This is a genomic window from Dactylosporangium maewongense, assembly GCF_039531485.1.
Classification (GTDB): Bacteria; Actinomycetota; Actinomycetes; order Mycobacteriales; family Micromonosporaceae; genus Dactylosporangium; species Dactylosporangium maewongense.
Genome location: NZ_BAAAQD010000005.1, coordinates 281,054 through 296,554, shown reverse-complemented (window position 1 = coordinate 296,554; position 15,501 = coordinate 281,054). Strand labels below are relative to the sequence as shown.

The following is a 15,501-nucleotide window of genomic DNA, read 5'->3' as shown; positions in this document are numbered from 1 at the left end:
CGGCGGCCTTTTCCCACCGCCGGACCGGCGTCAGTAGCGGGCGGCGTACGTGGTCGGGGGCTCGCCGAACATGGCGGCGAAGTCCCTGCTGAGGTGGGCCTGGTCGACGTACCCGAGGTCGGCGGCGAGGCCCGCCCAGTCGACCGGGGCGCCGGGCGCGGCGGCCAGGACGTCGGTCACCTCCTGGAGACGGAAGCGGCGCAGCAGCCACTTCGGGCTGACACCGACGTGCTCGGCGAAGAGGCGTTGCAGGTGCCGTACGCCCAGCCCGCACGCGCCGGCCAGATCGTCGACGCGGCGGAGGCCAGGAGTGGCGGCGGCATGGCGTACACATGCGGCGGCCGCGTCACCGGCGGGGTCGGGCGGCGGGAGCGCCCCGGCGAGGAAGGCGTCGACGGTCGCGCTGTCGCCGGGCGGCACGGCGGGGATGCCGGGGAAGACCTCCGCGGCGGGGACGGTGCGCCCCGTCAGGGAGCTCACGGGCGCGCCGAGGAACCGGCGGAACGCGCCCGGGACGAACGCGACGCCCTGGACGCCGCCGGCGCCGTGCAGCATCCGGGTGAAGCAACGCCGGTGGACGCCGCGGAGCAGAGGCTCGCCGTCGGTGGGGAACGTCAGCTGCACGCTCGGCGTCGGCGGGAGCAGCTGGCGGTAGCCGGGCTGGCCGGTCAGGTCCCAGGTCGCCCACCAGTACCGGGCGACGACCCCCTCCAGGACCGGCGACGGCGACGCGGCGCCGTGCCGCTGGAACGCCGACCACGCACCGCCCAGCTCCCTCGGGTCGCGCACCCCGCAAGGGTAGCCGTCGCGTTTGTCCAAGACCCGCGCCTGCCGCGGCGCCTACCGTTGCGCGGATGGAAGGACACCTGCTCATCGGCCTCGCCACGCCGGTGACCCTGAAGATCGTGGACGGCATCGACTCCCTGGACGCGGCGACGCCGTGTGCCGGGTGGGACGTCCGGGCGCTCGTCAACCACCTGCTGCACTGGGCGCCGCCCCTGACCGGCGCCGCCCGCAAGGAGACCGTCGACCCGGGCCCCGAACAGGACCGCACCGCCGGCGACTGGCGCACCCTGCTGCGCGCCCACCTCGAGTCGCTCGCCGCGGCCTGGACCGCCCCCGCGGCGTGGTCGGGCACCACCCGGATGGGCGGCCCGACGGACCTGCCCGCGGACATGGTCGGCGGCATGGTCCTCGGCGAACTGGTCCTGCACGGCTGGGACCTCGCCCGCGCCACCGGCGTCGACCCCCACTGGGACGATGTCGTTGTGCAGCGGGTGTACGAGGAGGTCGCCCGCACCGCCGACATGGGCCGCCAGATGAACGTGTACGGCGCCGAGGTCCCCGTCCCTTCGGCCGCCCCGCCACTGTCCCGCGCCCTGGGCCTCAGCGGCCGCAACCCGTCCTGGACCCCCTGACCGCCCTGCAACGCCGCGCGATCACCCGCCTGGTGTGCGCGGGAGCATCGCGCAACGTCTATCAGGAGCGGACCGGCTGACCGGCTACGGCGCGGGCCCGACAGCGACTTCCCAGCGGTGCACGAATTGCCCCAGGTCACGACCCGCCGGATCGCGGAGCGGCGGCTGGAAGACGCCGGGTCATGGGGCGCCGGGTCGCGGAGCGGTGCGCGAGGGGCGCTTGGTCCACGGAGCGGCGAGTCATAGGGCGGCGAGTGGAAGGCGCCTCTGGCCCTGGGGCGGTGCGTTGCGGAGCAGCGGGTGGAAGGCGCGCCCGGTCAAGGGGGCGGCGGGTTGCGGAGCGGTGCGTGAAGGACGCCTTGTCGGCGCAGTGGCGAGTCGTGGGGCGGCGGGTGCAAGGCGCGCCTGGTCTTGGGGTGGCGGGTCGCGGCGCGGTGTGTCGAGTGCGCCTGGTCCACGAAGCGGTGGGTCGCGGCGCGGTGCGTGAAGGGCTCCTGGTCCGGGTAGTGGCGGGTCGCGTAGCGGTGTGTGCCGGGTCGCGGTGCGCCGGGCGAAGGCTCGGTCAGGTGGTGTGGAGGGCGCCCGATCCACGCAGTGCCGGGTCGTGGGGCGGCGGCGGAGTGGAAGGCGCACCCAGATCAGGGGAGGCGGGTCGCGGAGCGGTGCGTGAGCCGCTGGCCGCGGGCACGGCGGGCGAAGTGTTCGGCGAGGTGGTGTGGAGGGCGCCTGGTCCGTGCGGTGGCGGGTCGTGGGGCGCCGGGTCGCGGAGCGGTGTGCGAGGGGCGCCTGGTCCACGGAGCGGCGAGTCGTGGGGCGGCGGTGGAAGGCGCGCCTGGTCTTGGGGCGGTGGGTCGCGGCGCGGTGCGTGAAGGACGTCTGGCCCGCGCAGTGGCGGTCGCGGAACGGTGTGGGAGCCGGCCCGCGGGTGCGGCGGGCGAAGGGCTCGGCAAGGTGGTGTGGAGGCACCTGTCCGCGCGGCGGTGGGTCGTGGAGCAGCGGGTCGTGGTGCGGTGCGGGGCGATGGGCCACGGTGTGGCGGGCGGAGGGTTCGGCGAGGTGGTGTGGAGGGCGCCCGGTCCACGCAGTCGGGTCGCGGGTCAGCCGGTGTGGGGTGTCGGGTCACGGTGTGGCGGGCGGAGGGCTCGGCGAGGCGGTGTGGAGGCACCTGTCCGCGCAGTGGCGGGTCGCGCGGGGCGCGGTGCGGCGGGCGTCCGATTCGCGCAGGGACGGGTCGCGGAGCAGCCGGTGGGGGCGGCGGGTTACGGGGTGGCGGGGGAAGGGCTCGGCGAGGTGGTGTCGGATGCCGAGGGGGATGGGGACGTGGAGGTCGACGGGGACTCCGAGGGCGACGGGGACTCCGAGGGCGACGGGGAGGCGGAGGGCGACGCCGACGGGGAGGCGGACGCGGACGGGCTGGCCGGGGGAGACGTCGAGGGCTTGGCCGACGTCGGCCTGGTCGTCGGTGGACGGGTCGTCGGCTGGGTCTGCGGAGGTGTCGTCGCCGGGGGCGGTGGGGCGGGGGCCTGGGTCGTGGCGGTGGGGACGGGGCTCGCGCCGGCGGTGGCGGTCTGCAGCTGGCCGGTCGAGGGAGGCGTGCCCTCCGCCTGGGGCTGCCCGATGGCGGCGACCGCGGCGAGCGACACGACCGCGGCGACCGCCGAGCCGACGAGGGCCCGGATCGCCCAGCGCCGGCCGCCGCGGGTGGCGGGCGCGGTGGCGGGTGGCGGCGGTGTGGTGCGGGCCGAGCGCAGGTCGACGAGGGTCACGTCGTTGAGGTGGGCGGTGGAGCGGGACTGCCCGCCGAACGGCAGCCGCGACAGCACGATCCGGGTGTGCGCCGCCGAGCGGGCGCCGAGGTGGGTGGCGGGCCGCACCCAGGGCCGGTGCGCGGCCGGTGGCGTGGCGGACCGGACGGTGGAGGCGTCGCGGCGCAGGCGGACCGGGGGGAACGCGCGGGGCAGTGCCGACAGGCCCCGGACCGAGAACGGCAGGACCGAGAAGGGCAGGCCCGACGACCGGCGGGCCGGTGACAGCGGCGGACCGCCGGCGGCGAGGGTCTCGTCGGCGACAGAGGAGGTGGAGGCGGCGGACATGGTGTACCAGGCGGGCAGGTCGACCCTGGTGCGGGCGATCCGGGCGAAGCCGAGCGCGGCCTCGTCGCTGCTGGGGCGCAGCGCGGGGTCGGGGGCCGTGCACCGCTCGATGAGCACCGCCAGCGCGGCGGCGTCAGAGCCGGAGCCGGACGCGGTGGGGTCGAGGGCGGACGCGAGGAGGGCGCCCAGCGCGTACACGTCGAGGCTCACGTCGTGCGGGTCGTCGCCGCGGCGGTCGGTGAAGCCGAAGACCTTCGCGCCGACGTCGGTGAGGGCGACCTTCGCGGCGGTGAGCGCGCCGTGCGTGACCCACTGGCCATGGGCGTGGGCGAGGGCGGCGCCGACCTCCGCGCCGGTCTGGGCCGCCTCGAGGGTGGTGAGCGGGCCGTGGCGGAGCCGGTCGGCGATCGTGACGCCGTCGATGAACTCCATGACCACATACGGCACGTCGCCCCGCGACGGCAGGTCGACGGTCCCGACGTCGTAGACGGCGGCGACCCCTGTGTGGGTGAGGCGCGCGGCGGCGTGGCCCTCGGCGAGGAACTCCGCGGCGAGCTCGGCGCGGTCGGCGCGCAGCAGCCGGACCGCGACCTGACGGCGCAGGAGCTCGTCGTGCCCCTCCCAGACCTCGCTGGTGGAGCCCGCACCGATCAGCCGCTCGAGCCGATACCGGCGTTGCAGCATCATCGCGACCGGGGGTCCTCACTGCTCGCCGGATGGTCAGCTCCAATTATGCCGACCTCACCACGTCAAACGCCCTGATGAGACCGGAACGTTGTCAGATCTGACCCTTCCGGCGCCGGCGTGAGGCGCCGGGCGATGCGGCGGGCGAGGCACCGGCCGAACCGGCGGGCGAAGCGGTGGGTGACGAGCCGGCGGAAGCGGTGGATGCGGCGACGGCCGAAGCGGTGGGCGACGCGGCGAACTGGTCGACCACCGTGCACGCGTCGGCGAGCGGGTCGTGCTCGTCCACCCGGGTCGCGGCCCTGCGCAGCAGCGCCCGGAAGAGCTCCCGCTCCGCCTCGTCGAGCGCGCTGAGCACCCGCGACTCGACGTGCGCGAGCTTGCCCTGCAGCTCACACATCGTGGCCCGGCCCGCGTCGGTGGCCACGATCCGCCGGGCGCGCCGGTCGGCGGGGTCGGGCCGCCGCTCGATGAGGCCGGCCTGCTCCAGGTCGTCCAGCAGGTAGGTCATCACGGTCCGGTCGATGCCGAGCTTGTTGGCGAGGGCGAGCTGCGTGCCCTCGGCGCCGGAGGCGGCGGCCGCGAGGACCTGGTAGCCGCGGGGGCCTCCCGGGACGCCGGCGATCACGTGCCCGGCGCCCTTCGCGTAGGCGCGAAGCATGACGCCCAGCGCCCAGCCGAGGTCCGACTGGAGCTCGTCGCGAACCTCCGGCGCCTGCGTCATGCAGCAATGATAAGCAGCTCACTCACTCTTGCGGGAAGATGTTCTGCTGTGCAGACTATCTGTACAGAAGCGCAAGCATTGATGGGGAGCCCGAACATGCATCTGTTCCGTCTCGACGCCAGCATCCGCACCACCGGATCGGTCAGCCGCGCCCTCGCGGACACCGCCGAGCGGGCCTGGCTGGCCGAGCATCCCGGCGCCACCGTGACCCGGCGCGACCTCGGCGCCCACCCGCTGCCGTCCGACGCGTGGAGCACCCTGGCCCGCGCCGCCGTCGACCCGTCCGCTCCGGCCCCCGCCGACGAGGCCCGCGACCTGGTGGACCGGCTCGCCACGGAGCTGCTGGACGCCGACGCGTTCGTCTTCGCGGTCCCGCTGTACAACTGGAACCTCCCGGCACAGGTCAAGGCCTGGATCGACCTGCTCGTGCTGCACCCGCGCCTCGGCGTGCACGGTGACCAGCCGCTGCTGGGCAAGCCCGCGGTCCTCGCGCTGAGCCGCGGCGGCGGTTACGGGCCGGGCGCCCCCAAGGAGGGCTGGGACCACGTCACGCCCTACCTGCGCCGCCTGCTCGGCGAGGTCTTCGGGCTCGACCTGCACATCGCCGAGGCCGAGCTGACCCTCGCCGACGTGACCCCCGCGATGGCGCCGCTGCGTGGGCTGGCCGCCGAGTCGCTGAAGAAGGGGCACGAGCAGGCGGCGGCGCACGGTGTACGGGTGGCCGAGCTGATCAGAGCCTGACGGCGGCTACATCGGGGGCAGGTTGCCCGTGACCTCGATGGCGGTGGCGATCAGCGACTGCAGCCGGGCGGTGAGGGCGAGCAGCAGCTGGTGGGCGGCCGGGCCGGAGTGCGCGGCCGCCTCCCGGAGCGTGTCGAGGTCGACCTGAAGCTGCGACAGCTGGCCGGGCAGGTCGCCCTTGCCCGGCACGAGGGCGCCCGCCATGTCGGCGAGGCTGACCCCGTTGGCCTCCAGGGCCCTGATCGCGGCGATCCGGTCGACGCAGTCCGGGTCGTAGAGCCGGAAGTTGCCCGCGGTCCGGTCGGCCGGCGCGATCAGCCCGAGCCCGGTGTAGAAGTCCACCGTGCGGGTGGACACGCCGGCTTGGTGTGCGAGCTCCCCGATCCGCAGCAGTCTGGACATCAGCCAACCCTACAGTGTTGCGTGTTAGTCTCCGCGAATGGTCTTCAAGAGCCTGAAGCGCGCGCTCGGTGTCGGTGGCCCGACGGTCGACACCGTCCTGGACGGTCCGGACGTGCAGCCCGGCGGGTACGTGCAGGGTCAGGTCCGGTTCGCCGGTGGAGACCACGAGGTCGAGGTCGAGCGGATCGTCGTCGCGCTGCAGACGCGCGTCGAGGTCGAGGGCGCCGACAGTGAGTACGACGCGACGGTCGAGTTCCAGCGCCAGCAGCTCACCGGTGGGTTCCGGCTCGGCCCGGGGCAGCAGCACGCGGTGCCGTTCCAGCTGCCGATCCCCTGGGAGACGCCGATCACGCACATGTACGGGCAGCGCCTGCACGGCATGACCATGGGCGTGCGCACCGAGCTCGAGGTCGCCAGGGCCATCGACAAGGGTGACCTCGACGCGATCAACGTGCACCCGCTGCCGGTGCAGGGCGCCATCCTGGACGCGTTCGGGCAGCTCGGTTTCCGGTTCAAGGCCGCCGACCTGGAGCGCGGGCACATCCACGGCGTGCACCAGACGCTGCCGTTCTACCAGGAGATCGAGTTCTACGCCGCGCACCAGTACGCGAGCCGCATCAACGAGGTCGAGGTCACGTTCGTGACCGACCCGCACGGCACGCAGGTCATCATCGAGTTCGACAAGCGCGGCGGGATCTTCACGGAGGGCACCGACTCGATCAGCCGGTTCCAGGTCGGGCACGCGCAGGCCGGGGCGGTCAACTGGCCCGCCGAGGTCAACAACTGGATCCAGCAGGCGACGCAGCGACGGGGCTGGCATTTCTGAAGCAAGCCACCGACCGGTACCGTTAGCGGCACGTCAAAACTGACCGTCGGACACGGGAGGCCCGGGGATGCGTGAGCTCGTCGTCGTTGGTGTGCGGGCGCAGACCTGGCAGAGCCGTCCGATGGTGCTGCTCAAGGACGAGCAGACCGGCCGCCACCTGCAGTTCGTGGTCGAGGGCGGCCCGCGGGACATGGTCGAGCCGGTCAGCGCCGAGCTGTTCCAGCGGGCGCTGACCGCGCTGCGCGCCCCGCTGCGGGCGATCGAGGTCGTCGCGGCCACGGGCCCGTTCCAGCTGGTGCTCGGCGACGGCATCCGCGTGCCGGCCGCTCCCCTGGAGGCGATCGGCCTGGCCCGCCACTGGCGGGTGCCGATCGTGGCAAGCGAGGAGCTGCTCGCCCAGGCGTCCGTCGACGCCCCCGAGGGCGCCACGCAGCCGCTCGACCTGACCGCCCACATGGAGAAGCTGCCGTCGGGCCGCGCGACCCTGCTGATCCGCAAGGGCGCCGAGGCGGGCGCCGAGTTCGCCCTCGACGGCGAGATCGTCCGCTGCGGCCGCGACGCCGCCAACCAGATCGTCCTGGACGACAACACGGTCTCCCGCAAGCACGTCGAGTTTCACCGCAACCCGAGCGGCTTCGGCTATTCGACGCTCGACCTGGGCAGCCTCAACGGCACGTATGTCAACGGCGAGCGCGTCAAGAGCGCCACGCTGAAGGACGGCGACGAGGTCCAGGTCGGCAAGTTCACGCTGTCCTACCAGCTGCGCTGACCCGGACCCGGTCCGCGACCCCCGCCGCGACCCGCCCGCCTCACCAGGCGGACGGGTTGTAGTCCTTCAGGAAGCAGCCGTAGAGGTCCTCGCCCTGCTCGCCGCGCACGATCGGGTCGTACACGCGAGCGGCGCCGTCGGTGAGGTCGAGCGGGGCGTGGAAGCCCTCCTCGTGCAGGCGCATCTTCGTCGGGTGCGGACGCTCGTCGGTGATCCAGCCGGTGTCCACCGCGGTCATCAGGATGCCCTCGGTCAGCATCTCCTCCGCGCTGGTGCGGGTCAGCATGTTGAGCGCGGCCTTCGCCATGTTGGTGTGCGGGTGGCCGGGCCCCTTGTAGCGGCGGCTGAACTGGCCCTCCATGGCGGACACGTTCACCACGTACTTGCGGCGGGCCGGCGCGGCGGCCATGACCGGGCGCAGCCGGCTGACGAGGATGAACGGCGCCGTCACGTTGCACAGCTGCACCTCGAGCAGCTCGAGGGGGTCGACCTCGTGCACCCGCTGGGTCCAGCTGTTGATCGAGGCGAGGTCCGGCACGAGCCCGCCGGCGTCGATCGCGGTCAGCGCGGCGACCTTCTCCGCGGTGGTGTTGCGGCTCGTCAGGGCCAGGGCCGTGAGCGCGTCCGGCGGGATGAGCGGCGACGAGCCGGCTTCCAGGGTCAGCTCCGCGTGCGGGTCGGCCTTGTGGAACGTCAGCAGCTCCGGCATCGGGCCGTCCAGCTCGACCGGCGTGGACTCCGCCGCGACGAGGTGGGAGTAGGAGCCGGGCGCCCGCTTCACGGTCTGCGCGGCGTTGTTGATGAGGATGTCCAGCGGGCCCTGCGCGGCGACGTCGTCGGCGAGCGCGACGACCTGGGCCGGGTCGCGCAGGTCGATGCCGATGATCCGCAGCCGGTGCAGCCAGTCGGCGCTGTCGGGCATCGCCGCGAAGCGGCGCACCGCGTCGTTCGGGAACCGGGTCGTGATCGTCGTGTGGGCGCCGTCGCGCAGCAGGCGCAGCGCGATGTACATGCCGATCTTCGCCCGGCCGCCGGTCAGCAGCGCCCGCCGGCCGGTGAGGTCGGTGCGGGCGTCGCGGCGCTGCCGGTTGAGGCGCGCGCAGTCCGGGCAGAGCTGGTGGTAGAACGCGTCGACGTCGACATACCGGTTCTTGCAGGTGTAGCAGGACCTCGGCCGCAGCAGCCGGCCCGCGGTCGCGCCGATGGTCGGTGAGACCAGGGCGATGCCCTGCGTCTCGTCGTCGATGCGGCCGGGCGCACCGGTCGCGGTGGCGGACGTCACGATGCGGTCGTTCTCGGTGATGGCCGCGCGGCGGTCGCTGCGCCGCTGGCGTTTGACGCTCTTGTACAGGTGTGACGTCGCCCTGCGCACCCGCACCACGTCAGGGTGGTCCGGTGGGAGCTCGTCGAGCTCCTCGAAGACGGCGAGGCAGATCGCGAGCCGGTCGGGGTCGATCCCGGGCCCGAACGGCACGCCCTCGCTGTCGACCGGGACGCCCACAGGGGCGTCGGCGGCACGGCGGGGCATGGTGTCCTCCGGAGCGTCGGCGGGGGAGTGGCCGGCCCTCGGAGCAGGGGCGGAGACGAGAGTGGGGTCGTGCGGGGTCACCCCGGAACTGTACGCGAAACGTCGAACGGGTCCGGGTGGCGCCATTGCCGCCCCGGACCCGCCGCTGCCGCGACGTCCCCCGTCCCCCGTTGATTTCAACCGGTGGCCGTCGCGCTGCTTTCGACAGTAGTAAGTAAACCCGATTTTCCGGTTATTTCGGACAAATCAGGGGGTCTCCGCCCGAACGTGTTCGGCGGGTGCCGGGTCGCCGCCCGTGCGGAGGTTTCTGGCCAGGGGCACCAGCAGCGGCGCGGCGAGCGCGATGACCAGCGGCGACAGGAGGAACCCGATCCGCGGCCCGGTCGTCGCGTCCAGGATCGCGCCGTCCACGGCGGCGCCCGCCGCGGCGCCGACCGAGAACGCCGTCGCCACCCACGCGAACGCCTCCGCCGCCGTGCCAGCCGGCGCGATCCGGTCGACGGTGACGAACGTCGCGGCCAGGAACGGCGGCAGGAACAGCCCCGAGAGGACCGCGAGGAGCAGCAGCAGGACCGGCTGGGACGGGGTGAGCAGCAGCGGCGCATACCCGAGGCCGAGACACAGGGCGAGCAGCGGCAGCCGCCGCCCGTCGACCTTCACCCGGGTGTTGACGAGCCCGCCGATGAGCGCACCGGTCGCCTGCGCCGCCAGGATCCAGCTCGACCAGCCACGGCCGCCGACCGACTCCGCGTAGTCGATCACCGCGACGGGGAGGCTGCCGACACCCGTACCGACGAGGACCACCGCGACGAGCAGCAGCCTCAGCCGGCCCGAGCGCAACGCCCCGGCCCAGTGCCGCTCCGCGTGCTCACCGCGCCACCCGCGCACCACGGGCGTCGTGACGAACCACACGGTCCCGGCCAACTGCAGGCCCGCGGTCACGTACAGGCCCGTGACGGGACCGCCGGCCGCGACGGACGCGCCGGCGACCAGCGGACCGAAGATGAAGATGAGCTCCTGCACCGCGATGTCCAGGGTGTACGCGGTGGGCACCTGCTCCTCCGGCAGCAGCGACCGCCACAGCACCCGCAGGCCCGCCTCGAACGGCGGCGCGCCCAGGCCCGCCAGGAGCACCGCGAACAGTGCCGCCCACAGCGGCACGCCCGACGCGAGGAGCACGAACCCGGCGGTCGACACGGCCGCGCCGGCCAGCATCACCGGCGGCTGCCTGAACCGGTCGGCGACGCGGGCGAGGACCGGCCCGCCGACCGCGACCCCCGCCGTGTAGACGCCGACGAGCGCGCCGGCCGCGCCGATCGACAGCGTCTCGCGGGCGAACAGCAGCAGCGCGACGGGTGCGGCACCGAGCGGCAGCCGGCCCAGCAAGCTCGCGGCAAGGACCCTGGCGACCTGAGCGGTCCGCAGCACGACGGTGAGCATGCCAGCGATCATGCGCGCCCGGCGTGACCCGGGTCGAGCTGGGTATCGCGGTGTGACGCTCACGACGGAGGCTTGTATGGCACCCCACATCGTGGTGGTCGGCGGCGGGTTCGCGGGGTTCCATGCGGCCCGGCGGCTGACCCGGCTGACCCGCGGGCGGGCGCGGATCACGCTGCTCAACCCGACTGACTACTTCCTGTACCTGCCGCTGCTGCCGGAGGTGGCGGCCGGCGTCCTGGAGCCCCGCCGGGTGGCGGTGTCGCTGCCCGCCGCACTGCCGGGGGTGCGGTTCGTGCTCGGCAACGCCACGCACGTCGACCCGCACCGGCGCACGGTCCGCTTCGAGGACGGCGCCGCGCGGACCCGGCAGCTCACGTACGACCGGCTGGTCATCACGGTCGGGAGCGTCAACAAGCTCCTGCCGATCCCCGGCGTCGCCGAGCACGCGCACGGCTTCCGCGGCATCCCGGAGGCGCTGTACCTGCGCGACCACCTGATCCGGCAGGTCGAGCTCGCCGCGTCCGCCGACGACCCGGCGGAGTGCGCGGCCAGGCTGACGTTCGTCGTGGTCGGCGCCGGCTACACCGGCACCGAGGTCGCCGCGCACTGCCGGCTCGCCGTCGCCGACATCGTCAGCCACCAGCCGTCCCTCGCCGGCGTGCCGGTGCGCTGGCTGCTGCTGGACACCGCGCCGCGGGTGCTGCCGGAGCTGTCGCCGCGCCTCTCCCGCACCGCGGACCGGGTGCTGCGCGCCCGCGGCGTCGAGGTGCTGACCGGCGCGTCCGTCGCCGCGGCCGAGTCGGACCGGGTCCGGCTCACCGACGGGCGGGTCGTGCCGACCCGCACCCTCATCTGGTGCGTGGGGGTGCGGCCGGACCCGCTCGTCGAGGACCTCGGGCTACGCACCGAGCAGGGGCGGCTCGTCGTCGACGAGTACCTGACGGTGCCCGGGTTCCCGGACGTGTTCGCCTGCGGGGACGCCGCCGCCGTGCCCGACCTGACCCGGCCCGGCCGGCTGACCCCGATGACCGCGCAGCACGCCGTCCGCCAGGGCGCGCTCGCCGCGCGCAACGTGGTCGCCTCCTTCGGGATCGGGAAACGGCGCCGGTACAAGCATCACGACCTCGGCTTCCTGGTCGACCTCGGCGGCCCGGACGCCGCGGCGAACCCGCTGCGGGTCCCGCTGTCCGGCCTGCCCGCCAAGGCCGTCACCCGCGCCTACCATCTGCTGTCCCTGCCGGCGAACCGCGCGCGGGTCGCCGCCGACTGGCTCGTCGCCTCGCACCCGCCCGCCGTCGGCCTCGGCCTCGCCTCCCCCGTCTCGCTTAACGACGCCATAAATACGCGTTAGGCGGGATTTGCAAATCGCAGAAGGGCTCGTTAAGCGCACCTCCGATACGTTTTTCCGCACCTGCTCGACAAAGGTGTGGAAGGAAAATTGGCGATGCGTAGATCCGTGCTGTATCCGCTGGTCGCACTGGGTGCGACGGCCGGCACTCTGTGGTTCGGCTCGCCCGCTTCGGCGCACGGATACGTATCCTCACCGCCGAGCCGGCAGGCGCTGTGCGCGCAGAAGAAGGTCGCCGACTGCGGTCCCATCCAGTACGAGCCGCAGAGCGTCGAAGGCCCGAAGGGGCAGAAGAACTGCAACGCCGGCAAGCCCGAGTTCGCGGTGCTCAACGACAACAGCCGCAACTGGCCCGCCACGCAGGTCGGCACCTCGGTCACCTTCAACTGGGTCCTGACCGCCCGGCACTCCACCAGCACGTGGGACTACTTCATCGGCAACACCCGCATCGCGCAGTTCAACGACGGCGGCAAGCAGCCGAACGCGACCGTGTCGCACCAGGTGAGCCTCGCCGGGTACTCGGGCCGGCAGACGGTCCTCGCGGTGTGGAACATCGCCGACACGGTGAACGCGTTCTACAACTGCGTCGACCTGCAGATCGGCTCCGGCGGCGGCTCCACCCCCACGCCCACCGCCACGGCTTCGCCCAAGCCCACGGTCACGGCCACCGCTTCGCCGAAGCCGACCGCGACGGCCACCACGTCGAAGCCGCCCACCACCACGCCCGCCCCTGGCGGGGCCGCCTGGGCCGCCGGCGTCACCTACCACGTCGGTGACGTCGTCACGTACGACGGCCGCAAGTACCAGTGCCGCCAGGCCCACACCGCGATCTACAGCTGGGAGCCGATCTACACGCTCGCGCTCTGGCTGCCGGTGTGACCGCCGTGACGCGTTTCCGCACCGCCGTCGCGCTGCTGGTCGGCGCCGCGCTCCTGCTCACCGGCTGCAAGGACGTCGACCAGCCTGCAGGCGGCCCGCAGCGGGGTGCCGCGGCCGCGCCGCAGGGCGTCGCCGCCGTCGCCGAAGGCCCGCACAACGCCTACGACGTGCTGTTCCTGCAGATGATGATCGGCCACCAGCGGCAGGGCCTGGAGATGCTGAAGCTCGGCAAGGCCAAGGGCGTCCGCGAGGACGTCGTCAACCTCGCCGGCGCCATCGACGTCGTCGAGGCCGAGGAGGTCGACCGCATGAAGGGCTGGCTCACCGGCTGGAACGAGCAGGCCACCGGCAGCGACGACCACAGCAGCCACGCCGCGCACGGCGGCCAGCCCGCCACCGGCGAGGCGGAGATCAAGGCCCTGCGGGACGCGTCCGGCGCCGACTTCGAGACCAAGTTCCTCAACCTGCTGATCGCCCACCAGCACAACGCGGTCGAGATGGCGCAGCAGCTGAAGGCGAACGGCCAGAACAGCACCGTCAAGCAGTTCGCGGAGCGCATCGAGCTGTCCCGCACGCAGCAGATCAGCCAGATGCTGGCGCTCGTCAGCGGCTGACATGTTCCAAGAGGCCGGACGGGGGGAATCACTCCCTCGTCCGGCCTTCCTGTCTGCGTGAGGTGAGCGAGATGTCTTCCGAGGCCATGAGCCGCTGCCCCGTCTGCGGCGCGCGCGTCCACGTCAACGCAGGCTCCCCGACCCCGGCCCACCAGCCCGACGGCGTCACCGGCGCCGCGAGCCAGTGCGACGGGACCGGCCAGCCCTCCCGTTGATCTGCCCGGGTGACCCGCCCTCCGCAGGCTTTTCACCCGTTTTGTGGCGCTGTCGTCGCCGGTACCGGCGGCACGATCATCGACATGTTGCACCTCGACCCTGACAGCGTCCTTGTCACCACCGCCGCGGAACTCCAGACGCGCCACCTCGAACGCGACCCGGACGACCCGGCCCGCTGCGGCGCCTGCGGCGCCCTCCTGCCCTGTCCCGTCGAGGCCGCCGCGGCGCTCGTCTGCCGCGCCGGCGGCCTCTGGCTCGAGGGCGACACCCTCGTCGACGCCCTGGAACCCCCCACCCAGCTCCTCGCCATCCTTCCCGCGCCCGTCTGAACGCTCGAAGCGCCACGGCCGGGCGCCGTGACGCGGGTGGTTGTCGAGGGGGCGTAGGGTGGCTGACGATGTTCGCGCTGCGCACCAGGCTCGCCGGTGTCGTCGCGCTGGTGGCGCTCGGCGCCGCCGGCTGCGGCGGCGACCCCGCCCCCTCGACCGCCCCGCCGACCCCGGCCGCGTCGGAGTCACCCGGCCGCCAGGTGGGATCCGGTCCGTCGTCCTCGCAGGCAGCAGCGCCGAGCGCCGGCTCCACCGCGGGCGCCGCCGCCGGGCAGCCGGTCAAGCACGCGTTCCCGGTGCAGGGCAAGGCCTCCTACGCGCGGACCCACCACGACTACCCGGCCAGCGACATCATGGCCGCCTGCGGCCTCACCGCCGTCTCCCCGGTCGACGGCACGGTCCTGGAGGTCACCCGCACCGACACCTACCAGGCGAAGGTCAACGACGGCGCCACCCGCGGCGGCCTCTCCGTCAACATCCTCGGCGGCGACGGCATCCGCTACTACATGTCCCACTTCTCCACGATCGACCAGGGCATCGAGGCCGGCACCCCGGTCAAGGCCGGCCAGCCGGTGGCCAAGGTCGGCCGCACCGGCGACGCCAGCGCCTGCCACATCCACTTCGGCATCTCCCCGGCCTGCCAGAAGACCACCGACTGGTGGACCCGCCGCGGCGCGATCTGGCCCTGGTCCTACCTAGACGCCTGGAAAGCCGGCACCGAGAAGTCTCCGGTAGCCGACGTTGAGCAGTGGCAGCAACAACACGGCTGCCCCACCAAACCCCTGGTCAACCCGTAGCCCCGGCCCGTCGCCCTCCCCACCACCGGCCCCTGGCCGCGCCGACTGCCTGACAGCGCCACCGTCCGGCGGGAGACGGCCAGCATCCACGGGAGCGGCGAAGCCCCCCGCGCGACCAGGCGACGCGGGGAGCGCGCAGTGTGGGTGTGCGGGCGGCACGGCCAGGCGGTGCGGGGAGCGAGCGAGAGCGGGCCGAGCGGCCAGACGACACAGGCAGCCCGCACAGCCACGGGCCGGACGTGCGACGCGGGCAGGCAGCATGGCGCCGGGGCCGGGCGTGTGGTGTGGTCGGGCGTGTGGTGTGGTCGGGCGTGTGGTGTGGTCGGGCGTGTGGTGTGGTCGGGCGTGTGGTGTGGTCGGGCGTGTGGTGTGGTCGGGCGTGTGGTGTGGACGGTGTGGTTGGTCTGGCGTGGGCGAGCGTGTGGCGTGAATGCGCTGGCGGGCGGCAGCGGGAGGCGATGCGGGCAGGCGGCGCCGGCGAGCGCGGAGTGGTTGCGTGGGCGGCCGGCGCGGCGACGAGGCCGGGCAGCCAGTGCGGGCGACGCGGGTCAGATGGCGCGGTCGGCCGTGTGGCGTAGGCAGGCAGGACAGGCGGGCGGCGCTGCGGGCGGACGCGGTGCGGCGCCTGGCTGTGGGAGCGGCCCTGGGGCGACTTCTGCAGGTCGCCGTCGGGGCAGGTTCAGGTCGCGGCAG

16 protein-coding genes are annotated in these 15,501 nt (G+C 73.8%); 10 read left to right on the top strand and 6 right to left on the bottom strand.

What is annotated here, in order from left to right:
- Positions 1–30 precede the first annotated feature (30 nt).
- Entirely contained in the window at positions 31–789 is a 759-nt protein-coding gene (locus ABD332_RS15625; protein ID WP_344502613.1) for an AraC family transcriptional regulator, read from the bottom strand.
- 65 nt (positions 790–854) lie between these two features.
- On the opposite strand from ABD332_RS15625, the gene ABD332_RS15620 reads away from it, so the two are divergent.
- Complete coding sequence (locus tag ABD332_RS15620) at positions 855–1,418, top strand: TIGR03086 family metal-binding protein (RefSeq protein WP_344502611.1); 564 nt, start codon at positions 855–857, stop codon at positions 1,416–1,418.
- Between the two features lie 1,259 nt (positions 1,419–2,677).
- On the opposite strand, the gene ABD332_RS15615 is transcribed toward ABD332_RS15620, so the two are convergent.
- Both ABD332_RS15615 and ABD332_RS15610 read right to left on the bottom strand, forming a co-directional pair.
- Positions 2,678–4,198 carry a protein kinase domain-containing protein gene (locus ABD332_RS15615; protein WP_344502609.1) on the bottom strand — a complete coding sequence of 507 codons (1,521 nt, stop codon included), beginning with the start codon at positions 4,196–4,198 and terminating at the stop codon, positions 2,678–2,680.
- Between the two features lie 91 nt (positions 4,199–4,289).
- Positions 4,290–4,919 carry a MarR family winged helix-turn-helix transcriptional regulator gene (locus tag ABD332_RS15610; protein WP_344502608.1) on the bottom strand — a complete coding sequence of 210 codons (630 nt, stop codon included), beginning with the start codon at positions 4,917–4,919 and terminating at the stop codon, positions 4,290–4,292.
- 96 nt (positions 4,920–5,015) lie between these two features.
- Between ABD332_RS15610 and ABD332_RS15605 the strand changes: the two genes are divergently transcribed.
- Positions 5,016–5,660: an FMN-dependent NADH-azoreductase gene (locus ABD332_RS15605; protein WP_344502606.1), complete on the top strand. Its 645-nt coding sequence runs from the start codon at positions 5,016–5,018 to the stop codon at positions 5,658–5,660.
- 6 nt (positions 5,661–5,666) lie between these two features.
- On the opposite strand, the gene ABD332_RS15600 is transcribed toward ABD332_RS15605, so the two are convergent.
- Entirely contained in the window at positions 5,667–6,062 is a 396-nt protein-coding gene (locus ABD332_RS15600; protein ID WP_344502605.1) for a MerR family transcriptional regulator, read from the bottom strand.
- Positions 6,063–6,099: 37 nt separating this feature from the next.
- Here ABD332_RS15600 and ABD332_RS15595 point away from each other — a divergent pair, with 37 nt between their 5' ends.
- A complete protein-coding gene (locus tag ABD332_RS15595) occupies positions 6,100–6,888 on the top strand; it encodes a sporulation protein (protein ID WP_344502604.1) in 789 nt (262 codons plus the stop codon).
- 67 nt (positions 6,889–6,955) lie between these two features.
- Positions 6,956–7,657, top strand: coding sequence for an FHA domain-containing protein (locus tag ABD332_RS15590; protein ID WP_344502603.1), 702 nt, complete (start codon positions 6,956–6,958; stop codon positions 7,655–7,657).
- A gap of 40 nt (positions 7,658–7,697) precedes the next feature.
- Here the strand turns inward: ABD332_RS15590 and ABD332_RS15585 are convergent, their stop codons facing one another.
- Both ABD332_RS15585 and ABD332_RS15580 read right to left on the bottom strand, forming a co-directional pair.
- A complete protein-coding gene (locus ABD332_RS15585; protein ID WP_425552216.1) occupies positions 7,698–9,185 on the bottom strand; it encodes an SDR family NAD(P)-dependent oxidoreductase in 1,488 nt (495 codons plus the stop codon).
- Positions 9,186–9,431: 246 nt separating this feature from the next.
- On the bottom strand, positions 9,432–10,625 hold the full coding sequence (locus ABD332_RS15580; protein ID WP_344502601.1) for an MFS transporter: 1,194 nt from the start codon (positions 10,623–10,625) through the stop codon (positions 9,432–9,434).
- 76 nt (positions 10,626–10,701) lie between these two features.
- Here ABD332_RS15580 and ABD332_RS15575 point away from each other — a divergent pair, with 76 nt between their 5' ends.
- The 6 genes from ABD332_RS15575 to ABD332_RS15550 all read left to right on the top strand — a co-directional run bounded on the left by ABD332_RS15575 (position 10,702) and on the right by ABD332_RS15550 (position 14,808).
- Positions 10,702–11,976 carry an NAD(P)/FAD-dependent oxidoreductase gene (locus tag ABD332_RS15575; RefSeq protein WP_344502600.1) on the top strand — a complete coding sequence of 425 codons (1,275 nt, stop codon included), beginning with the start codon at positions 10,702–10,704 and terminating at the stop codon, positions 11,974–11,976.
- Positions 11,977–12,063: 87 nt separating this feature from the next.
- The gene (locus ABD332_RS15570) at positions 12,064–12,852 is read left to right on the top strand and encodes a lytic polysaccharide monooxygenase (protein WP_344502599.1); all 789 of its coding nucleotides are present in this window, start codon (positions 12,064–12,066) and stop codon (positions 12,850–12,852) included.
- A 5-nt stretch (positions 12,853–12,857) separates the two neighbouring features.
- Positions 12,858–13,466 carry a DUF305 domain-containing protein gene (locus ABD332_RS15565; RefSeq protein ID WP_344502598.1) on the top strand — a complete coding sequence of 203 codons (609 nt, stop codon included), beginning with the start codon at positions 12,858–12,860 and terminating at the stop codon, positions 13,464–13,466.
- Positions 13,467–13,537: 71 nt separating this feature from the next.
- Positions 13,538–13,681, top strand: a complete 144-nt coding sequence (locus ABD332_RS15560; RefSeq protein ID WP_344502597.1) for a hypothetical protein — start codon at positions 13,538–13,540, stop codon at positions 13,679–13,681.
- An 84-nt stretch (positions 13,682–13,765) separates the two neighbouring features.
- A complete protein-coding gene (locus ABD332_RS15555; protein ID WP_344502596.1) occupies positions 13,766–14,011 on the top strand; it encodes a hypothetical protein in 246 nt (81 codons plus the stop codon).
- Positions 14,012–14,079: 68 nt separating this feature from the next.
- Positions 14,080–14,808, top strand: coding sequence for a M23 family metallopeptidase (locus ABD332_RS15550; protein ID WP_344502595.1), 729 nt, complete (start codon positions 14,080–14,082; stop codon positions 14,806–14,808).
- Positions 14,809–15,501 lie beyond the last annotated feature (693 nt).